This window comes from Pseudomonas sp. B26(2017), from assembly GCF_002113045.1.
Taxonomy (GTDB): Bacteria; Pseudomonadota; Gammaproteobacteria; order Pseudomonadales; family Pseudomonadaceae; genus Aquipseudomonas.
On sequence record NZ_NEJJ01000020.1, the window covers coordinates 107,623 to 124,979 of the forward strand.

At 59.7% G+C, this 17,357-nt stretch carries 16 protein-coding genes and 2 tRNA genes; 15 read left to right on the top strand and 3 right to left on the bottom strand.

The window, feature by feature from the left end; translation table 11 throughout:
* Window positions 1-18 precede the first annotated feature (18 nt).
* The 5 genes from CAF79_RS25620 to ychF all read left to right on the top strand — a co-directional run bounded on the left by CAF79_RS25620 (window position 19) and on the right by ychF (window position 3,705).
* Window positions 19-93: transfer RNA gene (locus CAF79_RS25620), tRNA-Gln, on the top strand.
* Window positions 94-140: 47 nt separating this feature from the next.
* Window positions 141-1,082, top strand: coding sequence for a ribose-phosphate pyrophosphokinase (locus CAF79_RS25625; RefSeq protein ID WP_003171603.1), 942 nt, complete (start codon window positions 141-143; stop codon window positions 1,080-1,082).
* Between the two features lie 141 nt (window positions 1,083-1,223).
* Window positions 1,224-1,826 (top strand): 50S ribosomal protein L25/general stress protein Ctc, encoded by a 603-nt coding sequence (locus CAF79_RS25630; RefSeq protein WP_085700896.1) that lies wholly within the window; start codon window positions 1,224-1,226, stop codon window positions 1,824-1,826.
* Window positions 1,827-1,997: 171 nt separating this feature from the next.
* Window positions 1,998-2,582, top strand: a complete 585-nt coding sequence (gene pth / locus CAF79_RS25635; RefSeq protein WP_085700897.1) for an aminoacyl-tRNA hydrolase — start codon at window positions 1,998-2,000, stop codon at window positions 2,580-2,582.
* A 22-nt stretch (window positions 2,583-2,604) separates the two neighbouring features.
* Window positions 2,605-3,705 (top strand): redox-regulated ATPase YchF, encoded by a 1,101-nt coding sequence (gene ychF, locus CAF79_RS25640; protein WP_085684819.1) that lies wholly within the window; start codon window positions 2,605-2,607, stop codon window positions 3,703-3,705.
* Window positions 3,706-3,768: 63 nt separating this feature from the next.
* Here ychF and CAF79_RS25645 read toward each other — a convergent pair whose 3' ends face one another.
* Window positions 3,769-4,986 (bottom strand): MFS transporter, encoded by a 1,218-nt coding sequence (locus tag CAF79_RS25645; protein WP_085700898.1) that lies wholly within the window; start codon window positions 4,984-4,986, stop codon window positions 3,769-3,771.
* A gap of 333 nt (window positions 4,987-5,319) precedes the next feature.
* Here CAF79_RS25645 and CAF79_RS25650 point away from each other — a divergent pair, with 333 nt between their 5' ends.
* The gene (locus CAF79_RS25650; RefSeq protein WP_085700899.1) at window positions 5,320-7,377 is read left to right on the top strand and encodes a methyl-accepting chemotaxis protein; all 2,058 of its coding nucleotides are present in this window, start codon (window positions 5,320-5,322) and stop codon (window positions 7,375-7,377) included.
* Here the strand turns inward: CAF79_RS25650 and CAF79_RS25655 are convergent.
* Window positions 7,370-8,272, bottom strand: coding sequence for a LysR substrate-binding domain-containing protein (locus CAF79_RS25655; protein WP_085700900.1), 903 nt, complete (start codon window positions 8,270-8,272; stop codon window positions 7,370-7,372). The genes CAF79_RS25650 and CAF79_RS25655 overlap by 8 nt on opposite strands.
* Before the next feature lie 227 nt (window positions 8,273-8,499).
* On the opposite strand from CAF79_RS25655, the gene CAF79_RS25660 reads away from it, so the two are divergent.
* The 9 genes from CAF79_RS25660 (at window position 8,500) to CAF79_RS25700 (ending at window position 16,101) form a co-directional block, all read left to right on the top strand.
* The gene (locus tag CAF79_RS25660) at window positions 8,500-9,618 is read left to right on the top strand and encodes an ABC transporter ATP-binding protein (protein ID WP_085700901.1); all 1,119 of its coding nucleotides are present in this window, start codon (window positions 8,500-8,502) and stop codon (window positions 9,616-9,618) included.
* Between the two features lie 15 nt (window positions 9,619-9,633).
* Entirely contained in the window at window positions 9,634-10,554 is a 921-nt protein-coding gene (locus tag CAF79_RS25665) for an ABC transporter permease (RefSeq protein ID WP_085700902.1), read from the top strand.
* On the top strand, window positions 10,554-11,360 hold the full coding sequence (locus CAF79_RS25670) for an ABC transporter permease (RefSeq protein WP_085700903.1): 807 nt from the start codon (window positions 10,554-10,556) through the stop codon (window positions 11,358-11,360). Before CAF79_RS25665 ends, CAF79_RS25670 begins: the two co-directional genes overlap by 1 nt.
* A 27-nt stretch (window positions 11,361-11,387) precedes the next feature.
* On the top strand, window positions 11,388-12,434 hold the full coding sequence (locus CAF79_RS25675; protein WP_085700904.1) for an extracellular solute-binding protein: 1,047 nt from the start codon (window positions 11,388-11,390) through the stop codon (window positions 12,432-12,434).
* A gap of 61 nt (window positions 12,435-12,495) precedes the next feature.
* Window positions 12,496-13,950, top strand: coding sequence for an amidase (locus CAF79_RS25680; RefSeq protein WP_085700905.1), 1,455 nt, complete (start codon window positions 12,496-12,498; stop codon window positions 13,948-13,950).
* 86 nt (window positions 13,951-14,036) lie between these two features.
* Window positions 14,037-14,113, top strand: a tRNA-Met gene (locus CAF79_RS25685).
* A 210-nt stretch (window positions 14,114-14,323) separates the two neighbouring features.
* Window positions 14,324-15,571, top strand: a complete 1,248-nt coding sequence (locus tag CAF79_RS25690) for an S-type pyocin domain-containing protein (RefSeq protein WP_085700906.1) — start codon at window positions 14,324-14,326, stop codon at window positions 15,569-15,571.
* Window positions 15,572-15,580: 9 nt separating this feature from the next.
* On the top strand, window positions 15,581-15,850 hold the full coding sequence (locus CAF79_RS25695) for a bacteriocin immunity protein (RefSeq protein ID WP_085700907.1): 270 nt from the start codon (window positions 15,581-15,583) through the stop codon (window positions 15,848-15,850).
* Window positions 15,847-16,101 carry a bacteriocin immunity protein gene (locus CAF79_RS25700; RefSeq protein ID WP_085700908.1) on the top strand — a complete coding sequence of 85 codons (255 nt, stop codon included), beginning with the start codon at window positions 15,847-15,849 and terminating at the stop codon, window positions 16,099-16,101. The genes CAF79_RS25695 and CAF79_RS25700 overlap by 4 nt, the downstream gene beginning before the upstream one ends.
* Before the next feature lie 83 nt (window positions 16,102-16,184).
* On the opposite strand, the gene CAF79_RS25705 is transcribed toward CAF79_RS25700, so the two are convergent.
* The gene (locus CAF79_RS25705) at window positions 16,185-17,291 is read right to left on the bottom strand and encodes a M14 family metallopeptidase (RefSeq protein WP_085700909.1); all 1,107 of its coding nucleotides are present in this window, start codon (window positions 17,289-17,291) and stop codon (window positions 16,185-16,187) included.
* Between the last annotated feature and the right edge of the window lie 66 nt (window positions 17,292-17,357).

Below are 17,357 nucleotides of genomic sequence, written 5' to 3' on the forward strand. Positions count from 1 at the left end.
CTTGCAAGCAACAGATACAGGGGCGTCGCCAAGCGGTAAGGCAGCAGGTTTTGATCCTGCCATGCGTTGGTTCGAATCCAGCCGCCCCTGCCATTTTCCTATACTCATCCAGGTATACCCTCAGCCTTCAGGTACTGCGCGTGTCCAAGATGATGGTCTTTACGGGGAACGCTAACCCCGATCTGGCTCGGCGTGTAGTACGTCAGCTGCATATCCCTCTCGGTGACATCTCTGTCGGTAAATTCTCCGACGGCGAAATTACAGCCGAGATCAATGAAAACGTTCGCGGTAAAGACGTCTTCATTATTCAGCCGACTTGCGCTCCGACCAACGACAACCTGATGGAACTGGTAGTGATGGCTGATGCCTTCCGCCGCTCCTCGGCTACTCGTATCACTGCTGTTATTCCTTATTTTGGCTATGCCCGTCAGGATCGCCGTCCGCGTTCCGCACGTGTGGCTATCAGCGCGAAAGTCGTTGCTGACATGCTCACCGTAGTCGGCATCGACCGTGTTCTCACGGTTGATCTGCATGCTGACCAGATTCAGGGTTTCTTCGATATTCCGGTAGATAACATCTACGGCTCCCCGGTTCTGGTGGATGACATCGAAGATCAGCGCTTCGAGAACCTGATGATCGTGTCCCCGGACATTGGTGGCGTCGTGCGTGCACGTGCCGTTGCCAAATCCCTGGGCGTGGATCTCGGGATCATCGACAAACGCCGTGAGAAAGCCAATCACTCTGAAGTGATGCATATCATCGGTGATGTCGAAGGGCGTACCTGCATCCTGGTCGATGACATGGTCGATACCGCCGGCACTCTGTGCCACGCGGCCAAGGCCCTGAAAGAGCATGGCGCAGCCAAGGTCTTTGCCTACTGCACACACCCTGTGCTGTCGGGTCGGGCCATCGAGAACATCGAAAATTCCGTGCTGGACGAGCTGGTGGTCACTAACACCATCCCGCTGTCCGCTGCAGCACAAGCCTGTGCACGTATCCGTCAACTGGATATCGCACCGGTTGTTGCCGAAGCGGTTCGCCGCATCAGCAATGAAGAATCGATCAGCGCGATGTTCCGTTAAGGGCCCTGCCCTTCTCGAAATGTCTCGTTGACGAAAAGCGCCCCGCCCCGGCATTCCTGCCGGGGCGGGGCTTTTTTGCCCATACCGTGTTCGGCGCTGGTCGCAAACGCCACTCGGTCATGGCTATTTTGGAGATACAAAATGAACGATTTTACTTTGAATGCTGAACTGCGTTCCGACCTGGGGAAAGGTGCGAGCCGCCGCCTGCGTCGTCTCGCCAACCTGGTTCCAGCTGTTGTTTACGGTGGCGACAAAGCCCCTGAATCCATCAGCATGCTGGCCAAAGAAGTTGCCAAACTGCTCGAAAACGAAGCTGCCTACAGCCACGTTATCGAACTGAACGTTGGTGGCACCAAGCAAAACGTGATCATCAAGGCTCTGCAGCGTCACCCGGCCAAAGGCCACGTGATGCACGCTGACTTCGTACGCGTTGTAGCTGGCCAGAAACTGACCGCTATCGTTCCTGTGCACTTCATCAACGAAGCTGCTCCAGTGAAGAAAGGCGGCGAAATCTCGCACGTTATTGCCGAGATCGAAGTTTCCTGCCTGCCAAAAGATCTGCCTGAGTTCATCGAAGTCGATCTGGCTGACGCTGAAATCGGCACCATCGTTCACCTGTCGGACCTCAAAGCTCCTAAAGGTGTCGAGTTCGTTGCTCTGGCACACGGCGATGACAAGGCTGTTGCCAACGTCCACGCTCCACGTGTTGCTCCAGAAGCTACCGAAGAAGGCGCAGCAGAGTAATTCACTCTGTCATGCCTGAGTGAGCAGGTAACATCGCGGACTGGAACGTAGCGAGAAAGCGGGCGGGAACGCGGAGTTTACATCCATGGTAAATGAGCATTTTTCGTCCACTTTCGCCGCCTTCACGGATTGCGGCGATGTTATCCACCACTCAAAGGAAGGGCCCCTATCGTGACTGCCATCAAACTGATCGTTGGCCTGGGAAATCCAGGCGCTGAATACGAACAGACCCGGCATAACGCAGGGGCCCTTTTTGTTGAGCGCATCGCCCACGCACAGAACGTGAATCTCGTGGCCGATCGCAAGTATTTCGGCCTGACCGCGCGCTTTTCGCATCAGGGTCAGGATGTTCGTCTGCTGATTCCCACCACCTACATGAACCGCAGCGGCCAGGCCGTGGCGGCACTCGCCGGTTTCTTCCGCATCAAGCCTGAAGAAATCCTGGTGGCGCACGACGAACTCGATCTGCCTCCGGGCGTCGCCAAACTCAAGGTTGGCGGCGGTCATGGCGGTCACAACGGGTTGCGCGACATCATTGCGCAATTGGGCAATCAGAATACGTTCCACCGCCTGCGGCTTGGCATCGGCCACCCGGGCGTTGCCAGTATGGTTTCAAATTTCGTCCTGGGTCGTGCGCCTCGCGCCGAACAGGAAAAACTCGATGCCAGCATCGACTTTGCCCTCGGCGTGCTGCCGGATATCCTCGCCGGTGAATGGAACCGCGCGATGAAAAACCTGCACAGCCAGAAGGCCTGACTCTAATCCGAGGGGAAACACCATGGGATTCAATTGCGGCATCGTCGGCCTGCCTAACGTCGGCAAGTCCACCCTGTTCAACGCCCTGACCAAATCCGGGATCGCGGCCGAGAACTTCCCCTTCTGCACCATCGAGCCGAACAGCGGCATCGTGCCGATGCCCGATCCACGCCTGAACGCCCTGGCGGAAATCGTCAATCCGAAGCGCATCCTGCCGACCACCATGGAGTTCGTCGACATCGCGGGTCTGGTAGCCGGCGCTTCGAAAGGTGAAGGCCTGGGCAACAAATTTCTGGCCAACATCCGCGAAACCGACGCGATCGCTCACGTTGTGCGCTGCTTCGAAGACGAAAACGTGATCCACGTTTCCAACAGCGTCGACCCGAAGCGCGACATCGAAATCATCGACCTGGAACTGATCTTCGCCGACCTCGACAGCTGCGAGAAGCAACTGCAGAAAGTCGCGCGCAACGCCAAGGGCGGTGACAAGGACGCAGTGGCCCAGAAAGCCCTGCTGGAGCAATTGATCCCGCACTTCACCGAAGGCAAGCCTGCACGCAGCCTGATGAAGAACATGAGCGCCGAAGAAAAGGCGATCATCAAGGGCTTTCACCTGCTGACCACCAAGCCGGTCATGTACATCGCCAACGTCGCTGAAGACGGTTTCGAGAACAACCCGCACCTAGACGTGGTCAAGGCCATCGCCGAAGAAGAAGGCGCCATGGTCGTTCCGGTCTGCAACAAGATCGAAGCGGAAATCGCCGAGCTGGACGACGGCGAAGAGAAAGACATGTTCCTCGAGGCCCTGGGCCTGGAAGAGCCTGGCCTGAACCGCGTCATCCGCGCCGGCTACGAAATGCTGCACCTGCAGACCTATTTCACCGCCGGTGTCGAAGAGGTCCGCGCCTGGACCGTCCGCGTCGGTGCCACCGCACCACAAGCCGCTGGCGTGATCCACACCGACTTCGAAAAAGGCTTCATCCGCGCTGAAGTGATCGCCTACAACGACTTCATCCAGTACAAGGGCGAAGCGGGCACCAAGGAAGCCGGTAAGTGGCGCCTGGAAGGCAAGGATTACATCGTCAAGGACGGCGACGTGATGCACTTCCGCTTCAACGTGTAAAAGCTGCACCCAAGAAAAAGCCGCGTTTGATACGCGGCTTTTTTATGCCTGAAATTCAGCCCGTCAGGCCTTTTTGGTTCTTGGCAGGAAGATCGCCAGCACCCCGAACAGCGGCAGGAACGAGCACAGGAAGTACACGTATTCGATGCCGTGAATGTCCGCCAGATGCCCGAGCAACGCCGCGCCTATCCCGCCAAAGCCGAACATCAGACCGAAGAACACCCCGGCAATCATCCCGACATTGCCCGGCACCAGTTCCTGCGCGTACACCACGATCGCCGAAAATGCCGAAGCGAGGATGAAGCCGATCACTACGCTCAGGACGCTGGTCCAGAACAGGTCGACATGCGGCATCAGCAGTGTGAACGGTGCCACGCCAAGGATCGAGAACCAGATCACTGCCTTGCGCCCGATCTTGTCACCAATCGGCCCGCCGAAGAATGTGCCCGCCGCCACCGCGCCAAGAAACAGAAACAGGTGCAACTGGGAACTGGCCACCGACAGGTCGAACTTCTCGATCAGGTAGAAAGTGAAGTAACTGGTCAGGCTGGCCATGTAGAAGTACTTGGAGAACACCAACAGCCCGAGCACCACCAATGCACTGATCACCCTGCCCTTCGACAGTCCATGAGTGGCGGCCTGGCCAGCCTTGAGCTTGAACAGGTTCAGGTGATGGGCGTACCAGCGGCTGATGCGATAGAGCACGAACAACGCAAACACCGCGAACAGCCCGAACCACGCCACATTGCCTTGCCCAAAGGGAATGATGATCGCCGCGGCGAGCAACGGACCGAACGCCGAACCGGCATTACCACCGACCTGGAACGTCGATTGCGCCAGACCGAAACGCCCACCCGACGCCAGCCGTGCGATACGAGAAGCTTCGGGATGAAAGGTCGAAGAGCCGATACCGATCAGCGCCGCCGCCAGCAAGATAAGAGGGAAACTGCCGACCATCGACATCATCACAATGCCGATCAGCGTGCACACCGAACCTGCCGGCAGCAGCCACGGTTTCGGATGCCGGTCGGTGTGATAACCGACCCACGGCTGCAACAGCGAAGCGGTCAGCTGGAACGTCAAAGTAATCAGGCCGACCTGGGTGAAGCTCAGGCCATAGTTGGCCTTGAGCAGCGGATAGATCGACGGCAGCACTGACTGGATCAGGTCGTTGATCAAATGCGCCAGCGCGACCGCGCCGATGATGCGCATCACCAATGGACTGCTCTGGGGAGGAGCGGACGCCGAGGCAGCGGCGGTCTGAACGTTGCTGATAGCCATGAAATTTTCCGGACTGCAGATGGGTGCACGCGGGCAGGTGCGTCAATGTGCCATTTTTCGGTGCGCCAGCGCCATCCCCTTAGCCAGCTAACGAACTATTCAGTCGTCGCGCCGCAAGTGATAGCGCAACGCCATGGTCTGAATCTTGCCTTGCTTATCCGCTTGAACGCGGCGCCCTTACAAAGGGCATCGAGAATGGGAAGTTTCGCTACAGAGCCGGCCTACAGAGCGGGCAAGGGTGAACTTTCGAGGCCTTTTAGCAGGGCACCAATCCCGGTCGCAAAGACCGCGATGCACGCCGATGGTGCGTGGTGTCCAGAGGAGTCACGAGGCATGCAGGCTTTTTTATCACCGGGGATCGGATTGCTGGGGCGGTTTGGCTTCGCGCGTAAATTCCAGTTGTTGTTTCTACTGTTTATCCTGCCTTTGGCCGGCAGCCTGTTGATGATCGGCCAGGATTATCGCGACAAACTCAACCTGATCGCCGGCGAACGCGCCGGTGTGCGGCAATTGCTCGCCCTCGATGCACTCGACAACCTGCTCGCCGCCCAACGCGACCGCGCCGCCCGCTGGCGCGCCACGGAAACCAACCGCCAGCCGACGCCCGCGACCCTTGCCGCGATGGCTGCGTTCGATGGCGTACAACCCGCTGTCGCCCAAGCGACAGTGGACTTGGGCAATGCCCTGCAAGCCGAAGGCGCGGAAGGCGAAACCCTGGCTCGCTATCAGGCCCTGCAAGCCGCGCTCGATGGTCTGGACTCGAAAAGCCTTTCCGGTGTCGGTTGGTGGCCGGACGGTTACGACCGGTTCACCAATGCCCTCAGCGCCCTGCAAGCCTTGCGCGAGCAGATCGCGATGGACAATCGCCTGATTCTTGCACCGTGGCTGGAAACCTATCTGCTGACGCAGATTTCTACCCAGCACGCACCGGATCTGATCGAGCGGGTCGGCCGACTTGCAGCCGTCGGTCAGGCGTCCGTGGTGTCCGGCCAGTTCACCCTGCAAAGCCGTCTGCAACTGCGTGACCTGCGCAGCCGCATCGGCGATGCCCGCGAGCAACTGGTGAAAACCGCAAATCTGCTGGAGTCGCGTCTGCCGCCAGCCCTGCAAGGCTGGGCCGGGCAATATCACGACAGCCTCAAGCAACTGGATGCCGGTTTGAAAGTGCTGGATGACGGCGTGTTCGGCGGCAGTATCAATCTCAAGCCTGAAGAATTCGAGCGCACTCTCGATGCCCTGCTCGGCAACCTCGCCACGCTGCGCCAGCAATCGCTGGTGGCACTGGATCAGCGGCTGGATGACTATCACGGATCGGCGATTCGTCAGTTCATCGTTGTCGCGGCGGTCTTCGGGGTTCTGTTGCTGGCGGCGCTGTACCTGTTCGTCTGCCTGCAAGCCTCGATCCGCCGCAGCGCCAGCGGCATCACGCTGCTGGCTGAAGCCCTGCGTGACGGTAATCTGAGCCTGCAAGTGCCGGTCGTGGGCCGTGATGAACTGGCCTCGATCAGCACCGCGCTCAACGTGGCCGTGGTGCAGTTGCGCACCAGCCTGCTGGGCGTCGATCACGAGACTTCGCAATTGAGCAACGCGGTGCGCAGCCTCAACGATCACTCCAGCGGCGCGCTCAGCGAAGTCGAAGCACAACAATTGCAGATCAGCCAGATTGCCGCAGCAGCCACGCAACTGGCGGCGACGTCTCAAGGCGTGGCGCAGAGTTGCGAACAGGCTTCCGGCAGCGCCCAGCAGACCCGACGCATCGCTACCGACAGCAGCCGTGACAGTCAACGGACCACGGCGAGCATTCAACAGCTCAATCAGCGTCTGAACGAAACCGCAGCAGCGCTCGGTCGGGTCAGCGAGCAAGGGCAGCAGATTCAACTGGTGGTCGATACCATTCGCGGTGTCGCCGAACAGACCAATCTGCTGGCGCTCAACGCCGCCATCGAAGCCGCTCGCGCCGGAGAACAAGGTCGCGGTTTTGCCGTGGTGGCCGACGAGGTGCGCAGCCTGTCGCAACGCACGCAATCGTCCACGGCGCAGATCGCCGCGACGGTCGACAGTCTGCGCAACACGGTCAACGAAGCCGTGAGCCTGATGGAGGCTGCGTGCGGCCAGGCGCAATCGGACGCAGAAGCGGTCACCGGACTCGGTGAACGCCTCGGAGAAATCGCCAGCGCCGTGCAAAGCGTCACCGACACCCTCGCCCAGATCGCCACGGCGGTCGAAGAACAGGCCAGCACCGCCGATGAGGTCAGCGGCAATATCCAGCAGGTCGATCAGGCCGCGGTTCGCCTGCTCGACGGCGCACGGGCAGTCAACCTGGCGGCAGACACCTTGAGCCAGGGCAGCAAGGCCTTGAGTGACAACACCGCACGCTTCCGGCTCAGTTGATCAACGCTTCGGGAAAGTCCTGTTCCAGTTCAGACTTGAGCCATTGAATGAACCACGCCGCATCCGCCGACAGCTCGGCGGACGGCGTCAGAACCCGATAGCTTTCCAGCTTCACCTGAGCCTCCACTGCGCGCACCAGTTTGCCGGACCTGAGCTCTTCGCGGACCAGCACCTCGTTGGCCAACGCGATGCCCTGCCCGCTCTCGGCCACCGATAACGCATGATCGTTGTTAACGTAGAGCATGTCGGAATTGAGGTGAATATCCAGGTCGTGGGCGGCGAACCAAAGGTTCCACCACTCGCCGTCATCGACGTGGATCAACTCGTGCCGGACCAGGTCGGCCGGGCCACTGAGCGGCTCGATGCTTGCCAGATATTGCGGGGTGCAGATCGGAAACACACGGGGACAGATCAATGCTTCACGGGAGTCCGCGTACTGCCCGTCGAGACCGTAGACGATGCCGAGATCGGCGCTTTTGCCATCGACTTCGGTGAAGGTCGAGTTCGGTTCGATGGCGAACTTCAACCCCGGGCGCAAGTGACGCATGGCCTCGATGCGTGGCATCAGCCAGCGCTTGGCAAAACCCGGCACCACCATGATCCGCAGCCAGCGTTCGGCTTCTCTGGGGCGCGCTTCCTTGCCGGCCTCGATGATCAACTGCAGGGCGGCCGCGATCTTGCGGTGGTATTTCTCACCGGCCGGCGTCAGGTTGACCCCGCGCGACGTGCGTTCGAACAACTGAATGCCCAGCCAGTCCTCCAGCAACTTCACATGCCGGCCAATCGCCGGCTGAGTCACGTGCAAGGCTTTCGAGGCCTCGACATAGCTGCCCAGGCGGGCAGCAGCATCGAACGCTCGCACTGCATTGAGTGGCGGCAAACGGCGGTCGGGCATGTTTCTGGCACCTGTCGGTATTAAATTAACTAACACCTGCCATGTTTAAATTGAAGTTTCGCCCCGCGCAACCCCTCGCCGATAATCGAGCCACAGCAGAACAACAAAGACAGCTGGTTTCACCCCGTACGCAATCTCGATCCTGCCCAGAAAAATAATATCCATGGCCCGACAGATTCGCTGACTTGCAGCGCAATCGCAGGCGATGGGGGAATCGGAGGTAACGCATGAATGCCCTGCATTCGCTGCAAACGCTGGCGGTGTCGATCCGCTCGGTGCGCAAGGTCTACGGCGATCCGGACAGCGGTCCGGTGGCGTTGAAAAATATCGATCTGGATATCCGCGACAACGAATTCTTCACTCTCCTCGGGCCCTCCGGCTGTGGCAAGACCACGCTGCTGCGGATGATTGCCGGGTTCGAGTTTCCAACGCAGGGCGAGATCCTGCTCTACGGCGAAAACATCGCCGAACGCCCACCGTTTCAGCGCCCGGTCAACACGGTGTTCCAGCACTACGCACTGTTCCCGCACATGACCATCGCCGAAAACCTGGCCTTCGGCCTTGAATCGCACCCGATGGGCAAGGTCCTGACCAAGGCGCAGATCGCCGAGCGCGTGCGCGAGATGCTTGCCCTGGTGCAGATGGAGCGCTTCGCCCATCGCAAGCCGGTGCAACTTTCCGGCGGCCAGCAGCAGCGCGTCGCTCTCGCCCGCGCCCTGGCGCCGCATCCCAAGGTCCTGTTGCTTGACGAGCCGCTGTCGGCACTTGATCTCAAGTTGCGCCAGGCCATGCGCGAAGAGCTGAAAACCATCCAGGCCAGGACCGGCATCACCTTCATCTTCGTCACCCACGACCAGGAAGAAGCGCTGACCATGTCTGACCGCATCGCCGTGCTGTCCGAAGGCGAAGTGCAGCAAGTCGGTCGCCCGGAAGACATCTACGAACGGCCGCGTAATCGCTTCGTGGCCGACTTCATCGGCGAAACCAACTTCATCCAGGCCAGCGTCACTCGCGTCGAGGACGGTATGGCGTGGTTCGCCGGGCCGGCCGGGCACCCTCTGCCGGCGCAGCCGTGCAACGACGTGCAACCGGGTGCCAGCGTCACCCTGTCGGTGCGCCCCGAGCGCCTGCACCTGGTGCCTGCCAATACTGAGGCGGCGTTGCCGTGCCGGGTCCAAGCGCAGATTTATCTGGGCACCGACCTGCAATACCAGGTCAGCCTCGGCGACGGTTCGCGCCTCACAGTGCGCACACCCAACTGCATCGATCAGAGCCTGCGTTTTGCCGTGGGCAGCCAGGCCGGTCTGCTGTTCGACCGGGGAAGCGCCAGCGTCCTGCACGATTGAACCCGAGGAGTTGTCATGCACGCCTTACCGATAACCAACACGCTTGAACGCCGACGGGCATTGCAGAGCTTCCTCGGTGTCAGTCCGGCGCTGATCGCCATCGCTCTGTTTCTGGTAGTACCGATCCTGATCGTCATCGGTTATTCGCTGATGGAAGCCAACCCCTACGGCGGGGTGAACAAGGTGTTCAGCAGCGACGCCTACACCTCACTGCTGTTCGAACGGCAAATGGACGATAGCCTGGCCTTCGCCGACTCCTACCTGATCATCGCCCTGCGCTCGGTCGGGATCGCCGGCCTGACCACCGTCATCACGCTGCTGATCGGGTTTCCGGTGGCGGTGTGGCTGGCCATGCAGCCGGCGCATCGGCGCGGTCTGTTGATCTTTCTGATCACCGTGCCGTTCTGGGCCAACCTGCTGATCCGCACTTACGCGTGGATTCTGCTGCTGCGTAACACCGGGGTGATCAACAACAGTCTGATGGGCATGGGCGTCATCCATGAGCCGCTGCAGTTGCTGTACACCGACGGCGCCGTGTTGCTGGGGCTGGTTTATACCTATGCGCCCTTCGTGGTTTTGCCCATCTACGCCACGCTGGAAAAAATGGATATCCGCCTGCTCGAGGCCGCTCAGGACCTGTATGCCGGACGCCTGCGCACCTTGCGCAAAGTGGTGCTGCCGATCGCCAGACCGGGAATTCTCGCCGGCGCCATTCTTACCTTCGTGCCGTGCCTGGGCGCGATGATCGCCCCGGAACTACTCGGTGGCGGCACGCGGATGATGCTTGGCAACCTGATCTTCCGACAGTTCAGCGATGCCCGTAACTGGCCGTTCGGCGCGGCGCTGTCGCTGGTGCTGATGGCGGCAGTGATGCTGGTGCTGACGGTCTATGCCTTGCGCGCCGAACGCCAGCGTATCGCCAAAGGAGGTGCGTGATGATCGGTCTGCTCAAACGCAAGGGACTGGGCGTACAGGATTTCCCAGGATTCGGCGGTTTCAGTTTTCTGTTCTACCTGTACCTCTACGCGCCGATCGTGGTGCTGGTGGTGTTCTCGTTCAACGCCAACCAGTCGGCCACGGTATGGACCGGTTTCAGCCTCGACTGGTATCGCGCCGCATTCGCCAATCAGGCGCTGCGCCAGGCGGCCGGCAACAGTCTGCTGATCGCGGTGTGCGCCAGCATGGTCGCCACGGCGATTGCCACCCTGGCGGCCCTCGGTACCTCGCGGGGCGCGAAGTTCAAGGGCCTGCAACTGTCGATGGGCGCGATCATGCTGCCGCTGGTTCTGCCGGAAATCGTCGTCGGCGTCGCCACGCTCGCGCTGTTCTCAACCATCGGCCTGTCGCTCGGCTACGGCAATCTGATCATCGCCCATACGGTGTTCTGCATTCCGTTTGCCTACCTGCCGATCCGGGCTCGGCTCAACGACATGGACCTGTCGCTGGAACAAGCCTCGGCCGACCTGTATGCCGGCCCGTGGCGGACCTTTCGCAAAGTCACCCTGCCGTTGCTGATGCCGGGGATTTTCTCCGGGCTGATGCTGGCCTTCATCGTCTCGCTGGATAACTTCGTGATCTCGATGATGGTCTCCCAGGCCGGCACCACAACGCTGCCGATCTTCATCTTCGGCCTGTTGCGAATGGGCGTGACACCCGACGTCAACGCCGTGTCGACCCTGATCCTGGGCGTCTCGGTGCTGTTTGTCAGCCTCACTTACCTACTGGGCAAAAAGAACGCCTGAACCTTCCAAGAACCGTGGGGAAATAGCATGAGCAAGTGGATAAAAAGCGTCGGCACTTCGTTGTTTCTGACTGTGCCGCTGGTCATGGCCGGGAGTGTTCAAGCCGCCGAAAAACTCAACGTGGTGAGCTGGAGCGGTTACTTTTCACCGGAAATTCTCGCCAAATTCCAGAAGCAGACCGGCATCGAAGTCACCGTCGACTCCTACGACTCCAACGAGACGCTGCTGGCCAAACTGAAACAGGGCGGCGCCGGTTACGACGTGGCGATTCCCTCGCACCAGTTCATTCCGATCCTGATCAAGGAAAACCTGCTGGAGCGCTTCGATCCGGTCAAGGAGCCGTACTACGCCAGTGTGGTCGACAACCTGAAAAAACCGACCTGGGATCCGGAAGGCGCCTATTCGGTGCCGTTCATCTGGGGCACCACCAGCGTGGTGCTCGACAGTGGCCGCTACAAAGGCCCGGCCGACAGCTACAAAGTGCTCTATGAGCCGCCGGCCGAGTTGCAGGGGCGGATCAACATGTTCGATTCGGTCAGTGACATGGTCGACATGGCCAGCCTGTACCTGAACATTCCGCTGTGCAGCGAGGACCCGAAACAGATGCAACAGATCCTCACGTTGCTCAAGGCGCAGAAGCCATTCGTCAAAACCTACAGCTCCAAGGCCGGCTCGATCCGCGAGAACCTCGCCTCGGGCGAAATCGATATGTCGATGTTCTGGGGCGGTTCGTCCATGCGCGCCCGCGAGATGAAACCGAGCCTGAAATATCTGTATCCGAAAGAAGGGGTGCTGGCCTGGGTCGACAACATGGTCATCCCCGCCGGCAGCAAGAACCCGGCGAATGCCAAGGCGTTCATCGCGTTTCTCAGCCAGCCGGAAAACTCGGCGATGACCCAGAACTTCCTCAAGCATCAGAGCCCGATCAAAGGCGTCGAACCGTTCCTCGATGCGAGCCTCAAGGATGCACCGGAACTGCATATTCCCGAGGGCACCCATGTGGTGTTCAGCAAGACCTGCGGCGAAGGCGCGATCCGTCTGGCCGATCGTCTGTGGACCAACCTGATGCGTTGATTTCTACCGCCCCGGCACGAGGCCGGGGCGTTTTTCCAGCCGTCTGAAGGGCGCCGTCGTCATGAACTCCAATAACATCAGCGAACTGGTCCTGTTGCCGGCCATCGAGCTCGCCGAACGCATCCGTCTGCGGCAGGTTTCCTGCCGCGAAGTGATGCAGACCTATCTTGCCCACATCGACCGGTACAACTCGTCAGTCAATGCACTGATCAGCCTGCAGGCGCCGGAGGATCTGTTGGCCCAGGCCGACACACGTGACGCCGAACTGAGCCGGGGCCAGTACCGAGGCTGGATGCACGGCCTGCCCCACGCCATCAAGGATCTGTCGCTGACCTGCGGCATCCGCACCACGCTGGGCTCACCGCTGTTCAAGCACTTCATTCCCGAGCGTGACGGCATCATGGTCGAGCGGATCAAGGCTGCCGGCGCGATCATCATCGGCAAGACCAACACCCCGGAATTCGGCCTCGGTTCGCAGAGCTACAACCCGCTGTTCGGCGCCACCGGCTGCGCCTTTGACCCGAGCAAAACCGCCGGTGGCAGCAGTGGCGGCGCGGCGGCGGCACTGGCGATGCATCTGGTGCCGGTGGCCGATGGCAGCGACATGATGGGCTCGCTGCGCAACCCGGCAGCGTTCAACAACATCTTCGGTTTTCGTCCATCTCAGGGCCGCGTGCCGTTCGATGACAGCGCCGATCTGTTCTTCGATCAACTCGGCTATGAAGGTCCCATGGCGCGCAGTGTGCGTGATGCCGCGATGCTGCTGTCGGTGCAGGCCGGTGGCGATGCGCGGGCACCGCTGTCGATCAGTGAACCCGGTGAGGCCTTTGCCGCGCCGCTGGAACGCGACTTCACCGGTACAAGGGTCGGCTGGCTCGGCGACTTCGGCGGGTATCTGCCCATGGAGAACGGCATTCTCGCGTTGTGTGAAAGGACCTTTGCCGACTTTGAAAGCCTGGGTTGCCATATCGAGTCGGTGCGTCCGGAGTTTGCCCCTGAGAAGCTGTGGAGCAGTTGGCGCACCTTGCGCCATTGGATGGTCGCCGGATCCCTGGGCGCTGCTTATGCCGATCCGCAAAAACGGACGCTGTTGAAACCGGAAGCCTGCTGGGAAGTGGAAAACGGTCTGAAGCTCTCGGCCAGCGAAGTGTTCGCCGCATCGGTGGTGCGCAGCGACTGGTATCGGGCGATCTCACGCTTGTTCGAGCAATACGACTATCTGCTGCTGCCCAGCGCGCAGGTCTTCCCGTTCGACAAGACACAACCCTGGCCGACCGCGATCGAGGGAGTGAGCATGGACACTTATCATCGCTGGATGGAGGTGGTGATTCCCGGCACGTTATCCGGTTGCCCGGTGGCGAACGTCCAGGCCGGCTTCAATGACCGGGGTTTGCCGATGGGGTTGCAGATAATCGGCCGGCATCAGGCGGACTTCGCCGTTCTGCAACTGGCGCACGCGTATGAGCAGGCCAGTCGCTGGTTCCAGCGCTGCCCTTCGCCACTGTTGAACGCCTGATTTTGATAAACGGTTGAAAGCGTAGAAAAAATTTTGAAATTTACGCTTGACGCTTTTCCATTTCAGGGGAATAATGCGCGCCACTTGGCTACATAGCTCAGTTGGTTAGAGCATAGCATTCATAATGCTGGGGTCCGGGGTTCAAGTCCCTGTGTAGCCACCAAGTACTAAAAACGGCTTACCGAAAGGTAGGCCGTTTTTTTATGCCTCGAGAAAAGCGATCCTCCGGGCGAACTGACCAGATTCCGTAGGACCAGGGTGCGAAAGACGTACGAAGAGGATTTTTCGTTCGAGCAAGCACTGGAATCGAATTGATCGCCGTTCAGCCTGACCGACAAGCTCCCCTGTCTCGATCCCAAGACAGGGAATTGTCATGGACCTGGACAAATACCTTTTCGACGATGAATGGCATCGAAAGCGCTGGAATGGCGGTGCCTCGTGGGCCGCCTGGAATCCACCCCAAGAGCCAGAACCCCTCTACGTTCCAACAGATGAATGGCCCACCCCAAAACCCCGCGACGATCTGGTTTTCGCCAAATCCTGCACACCGGATAACTGGTGTCGAACGGATGCCGGCACGACACCCGAGCCCGCCTCAAGTTTTGGCAAGGTCATGGTGGCGGGCGCCATGCGTGTTCCTGCTGCCAGCCATGACGTAGCGAAGGCAATCGGCGCTGATCTGGCCCTGGGGCGCATGGCCGGTGGTGGCATCCTGCAGCAGCGTCTCAACTGGGCCCTGCGTGTCGCCGGCGGCCCGGCCAGTATGCTCATCCTCGGGATGCTGCCGACCCGAATGGGCGACGGCACGCTCTACACCGACGATCAACTACGCACCTTGTCTCGCGCAACCACTCGCGTGCGCTTCCAGTTCCGACGCGATGCCGAAGGCGTCATGCAGGTCTACGGCATCCACACCGGAGCCTCAGGCGACGACTCGGTACGTACCGTAAAAGTCCAGTGGAACAGCGACAAGACCGCCATGGAGGCGAAGCTCAACGGCATCACCATTCTGTGGACACCGCAACGCGGGCCGCTGGGAGCGATGCCGCCGCTGGTTTATCCGGAGCACGGCGAGCCACTCAGCACGATCCTCGTCCACCCGATCGCCGCGAACACCGACAGCCAGATAGAAATCCTGCCCGGCGAAGACATCACCGCCGAAGATTGCATTCTGGTGTTTCCGGCGGAGACCGGACTGAAGTCGTTGTATGTGGTGTTTTCGAAACCGGCCAGGTTGATGCCGGGGATGGTGACGGGGGTTGGGGAGGATGTTACCGGTGTATGGCTTGACCATGCCCGGGCGGGATCTGGCGCGCCGATCCCAACCAGCATTGCCGATTCGCTAAGAGGCCGTGAATATTCCAGCTTTGATTCATTCAGGCGCGCCTTCTGGGCCGAAGCCTCAAAAGATACCAGGCTAGCCGAGCAGCTCAGCGAAGACAGCCTGGAGCGCATGCGCAACGGAAAGGCACCTCGCGCCCGATTAGCTGATGCAGTCGGCAAGAGAATCTCTCACGAAATTCATCATGTGGAACTGATATCTCAAGGCGGCGAGGTCTATAACGTTGACAACCTCAGAGTCCACACCCCCAAAAATCACGTCGAAGTACACCAGGATTGAGGTAACTGCATGAGCGACCCTTTCATCAAAAACAACTTTTCTGATTACACCGAACAAGACTTCGTTGAGTTCATTGACGAGATCAGAAAGGAAGACAAAGCACCGACAGATGACCGTGCAGATATTCTATTGCTGCACTTCAACGAGATCGTTGGGCATCCGAGCAAGATGGACCTTATCTACTACCCTGAGCCAGGTGCTGACACGTCATCCTCTGGCATAGCCCGCACAGTCGCGACATGGCGTGAAGCAAACGGGCTGCCAGGATTCAAGAAATGAAGATCTATGAGAAAACCATTTCTGACTACACGGAAGCCGAGTTCATTGAGTTTCTGAACTCCGTGCTGGCGGCCAATACAAGACCTGATGAAATACTTCACCCTCTAATTTTTGAGTTTGAACGTCTCAGTGAGCACCCGGCAGGATCTGACTTGATTTACTGGCCAAAGGATGGCGCGCAATGCACTCCCGAAGGCATCACAGAAACGGTGAAAAAGTGGCGCGCTACCAACGGACTGCCTGGCTTCTAGCAGTAACCATCCGGCATTCATAGTCAAAACCGCTGCGCACCACCAGGCCGCCAAAGCGGCTTACCGAAAGGCAAGCCGTTTGTTTATCCCTCGCCCGCTAAAGCCCTGAGCCCCTTCGCCCATATCTGCCGCGTGCGCAATCCCACCATCGCCCGCCAGTCCGGATCCGCCGGATAGAACTGCTCCAGCAGGTTCAACTTGATCGCCCGCCCGGTCGCATCCAGCGGATCGCCGTGCAGATGCAGCCAGTGATCATCGCGCAAGTAGCGATGTACATCCGGCCCCGGGTAAGTCCCGCACTCGATCACGAACGGCATCAGTTGCACATTCGGCAGCGCATTGAGCAGTGCCTGCGAGGTGTACCCCGTGGCGGTTGCCGCAACGCCGGTTTCACTCAAGGTTTCGGCACCGGTGTGCAGGGTATAGAGCCATGGGCCATAGATCGATTGCGCTTTGGCTAACGCCGGATACGGCCCTCGGGTAATCGTCAGCAGCATCGGATGCCCGTACTCGCCGGCGCCAGTGTGCAAGTCGAAACACATCACGGTTTCAGCACCGGCCAGATGATTCTCGATGATTGAATGCAACGTGCGATTCGACCAGCTCGGCGCAAGTCCGCCAAAAAACAGTCCGTCGGGATGACTGTGCTGACCACCCTCGACAATCGACATGACGGCCGGCCAGCCATGCTTGGCGATTTGCGCATCAAGCAAGCCATCAGCTTTATGCCGCTCGGGACCGTTCAAATCGGTGCAGGCGTAAATTTCATGCAGAGTGGCGTAAGCCTGGTTATCCGGAAGCGGTCGGTTGAAATCCAGATGATTGCGGTTGAGGTCGATGTTGTCTTCGTTGACCCGCCGCAGCCATGCCGTGCCCCACGGGTTGATCAGGTGAATCATCACCACCGCGACATCCTTCGCCAGCGACTCCTGCGTGAAATGCTTGAGCCAGTCGATCTGGCACTCCGAACCGTAATAACCCTCAACCCCGTGGGTGCCGCTGAGCGCCACCAGGCGCCGCTTGGCCGATGGATCCCCCAGTACCGCGACATCGGTACTCAAAGACTCGCCAAACGGCCCATTGAGCGGATGCGCGTACGAAGAGAGCGTTGCGCCCGCCCCCTTCGCGGCGGCCAGAAAGCGCTCGCGCTGTTCGCGATAGCTGGGCCGGGTCGGAAACTCGTTGTGCATGGCGACCTCTTGTTGATTGTTCTGGCTTCACGTTTGCCCATGACCCTACAGAAAATCCGCCAAGGC

Excerpts from the sequence above, each read along its gene's own strand:
- CAF79_RS25630 (WP_085700896.1), top strand. The coding sequence starts at position 1,224 with ATGAACGATTTTACTTTGAATGCTGAACTGCGTTCCGACCTGGGGAAA.
- ychF (WP_085684819.1), top strand. The coding sequence starts at position 2,605 with ATGGGATTCAATTGCGGCATCGTCGGCCTGCCTAACGTCGGCAAGTCC.
- CAF79_RS25645 (WP_085700898.1), bottom strand. The coding sequence starts at position 4,986 with ATGGCTATCAGCAACGTTCAGACCGCCGCTGCCTCGGCGTCCGCTCCT.
- CAF79_RS25650 (WP_085700899.1), top strand. The coding sequence starts at position 5,320 with ATGCAGGCTTTTTTATCACCGGGGATCGGATTGCTGGGGCGGTTTGGC.
- CAF79_RS25655 (WP_085700900.1), bottom strand. The coding sequence starts at position 8,272 with ATGCCCGACCGCCGTTTGCCGCCACTCAATGCAGTGCGAGCGTTCGAT.
- CAF79_RS25660 (WP_085700901.1), top strand. The coding sequence starts at position 8,500 with ATGAATGCCCTGCATTCGCTGCAAACGCTGGCGGTGTCGATCCGCTCG.
- CAF79_RS25665 (WP_085700902.1), top strand. The coding sequence starts at position 9,634 with ATGCACGCCTTACCGATAACCAACACGCTTGAACGCCGACGGGCATTG.
- CAF79_RS25670 (WP_085700903.1), top strand. The coding sequence starts at position 10,554 with ATGATCGGTCTGCTCAAACGCAAGGGACTGGGCGTACAGGATTTCCCA.
- CAF79_RS25675 (WP_085700904.1), top strand. The coding sequence starts at position 11,388 with ATGAGCAAGTGGATAAAAAGCGTCGGCACTTCGTTGTTTCTGACTGTG.
- CAF79_RS25680 (WP_085700905.1), top strand. The coding sequence starts at position 12,496 with ATGAACTCCAATAACATCAGCGAACTGGTCCTGTTGCCGGCCATCGAG.
- CAF79_RS25690 (WP_085700906.1), top strand. The coding sequence starts at position 14,324 with ATGGACCTGGACAAATACCTTTTCGACGATGAATGGCATCGAAAGCGC.
- CAF79_RS25695 (WP_085700907.1), top strand. The coding sequence starts at position 15,581 with ATGAGCGACCCTTTCATCAAAAACAACTTTTCTGATTACACCGAACAA.
- CAF79_RS25700 (WP_085700908.1), top strand. The coding sequence starts at position 15,847 with ATGAAGATCTATGAGAAAACCATTTCTGACTACACGGAAGCCGAGTTC.
- CAF79_RS25705 (WP_085700909.1), bottom strand. The coding sequence starts at position 17,291 with ATGCACAACGAGTTTCCGACCCGGCCCAGCTATCGCGAACAGCGCGAG.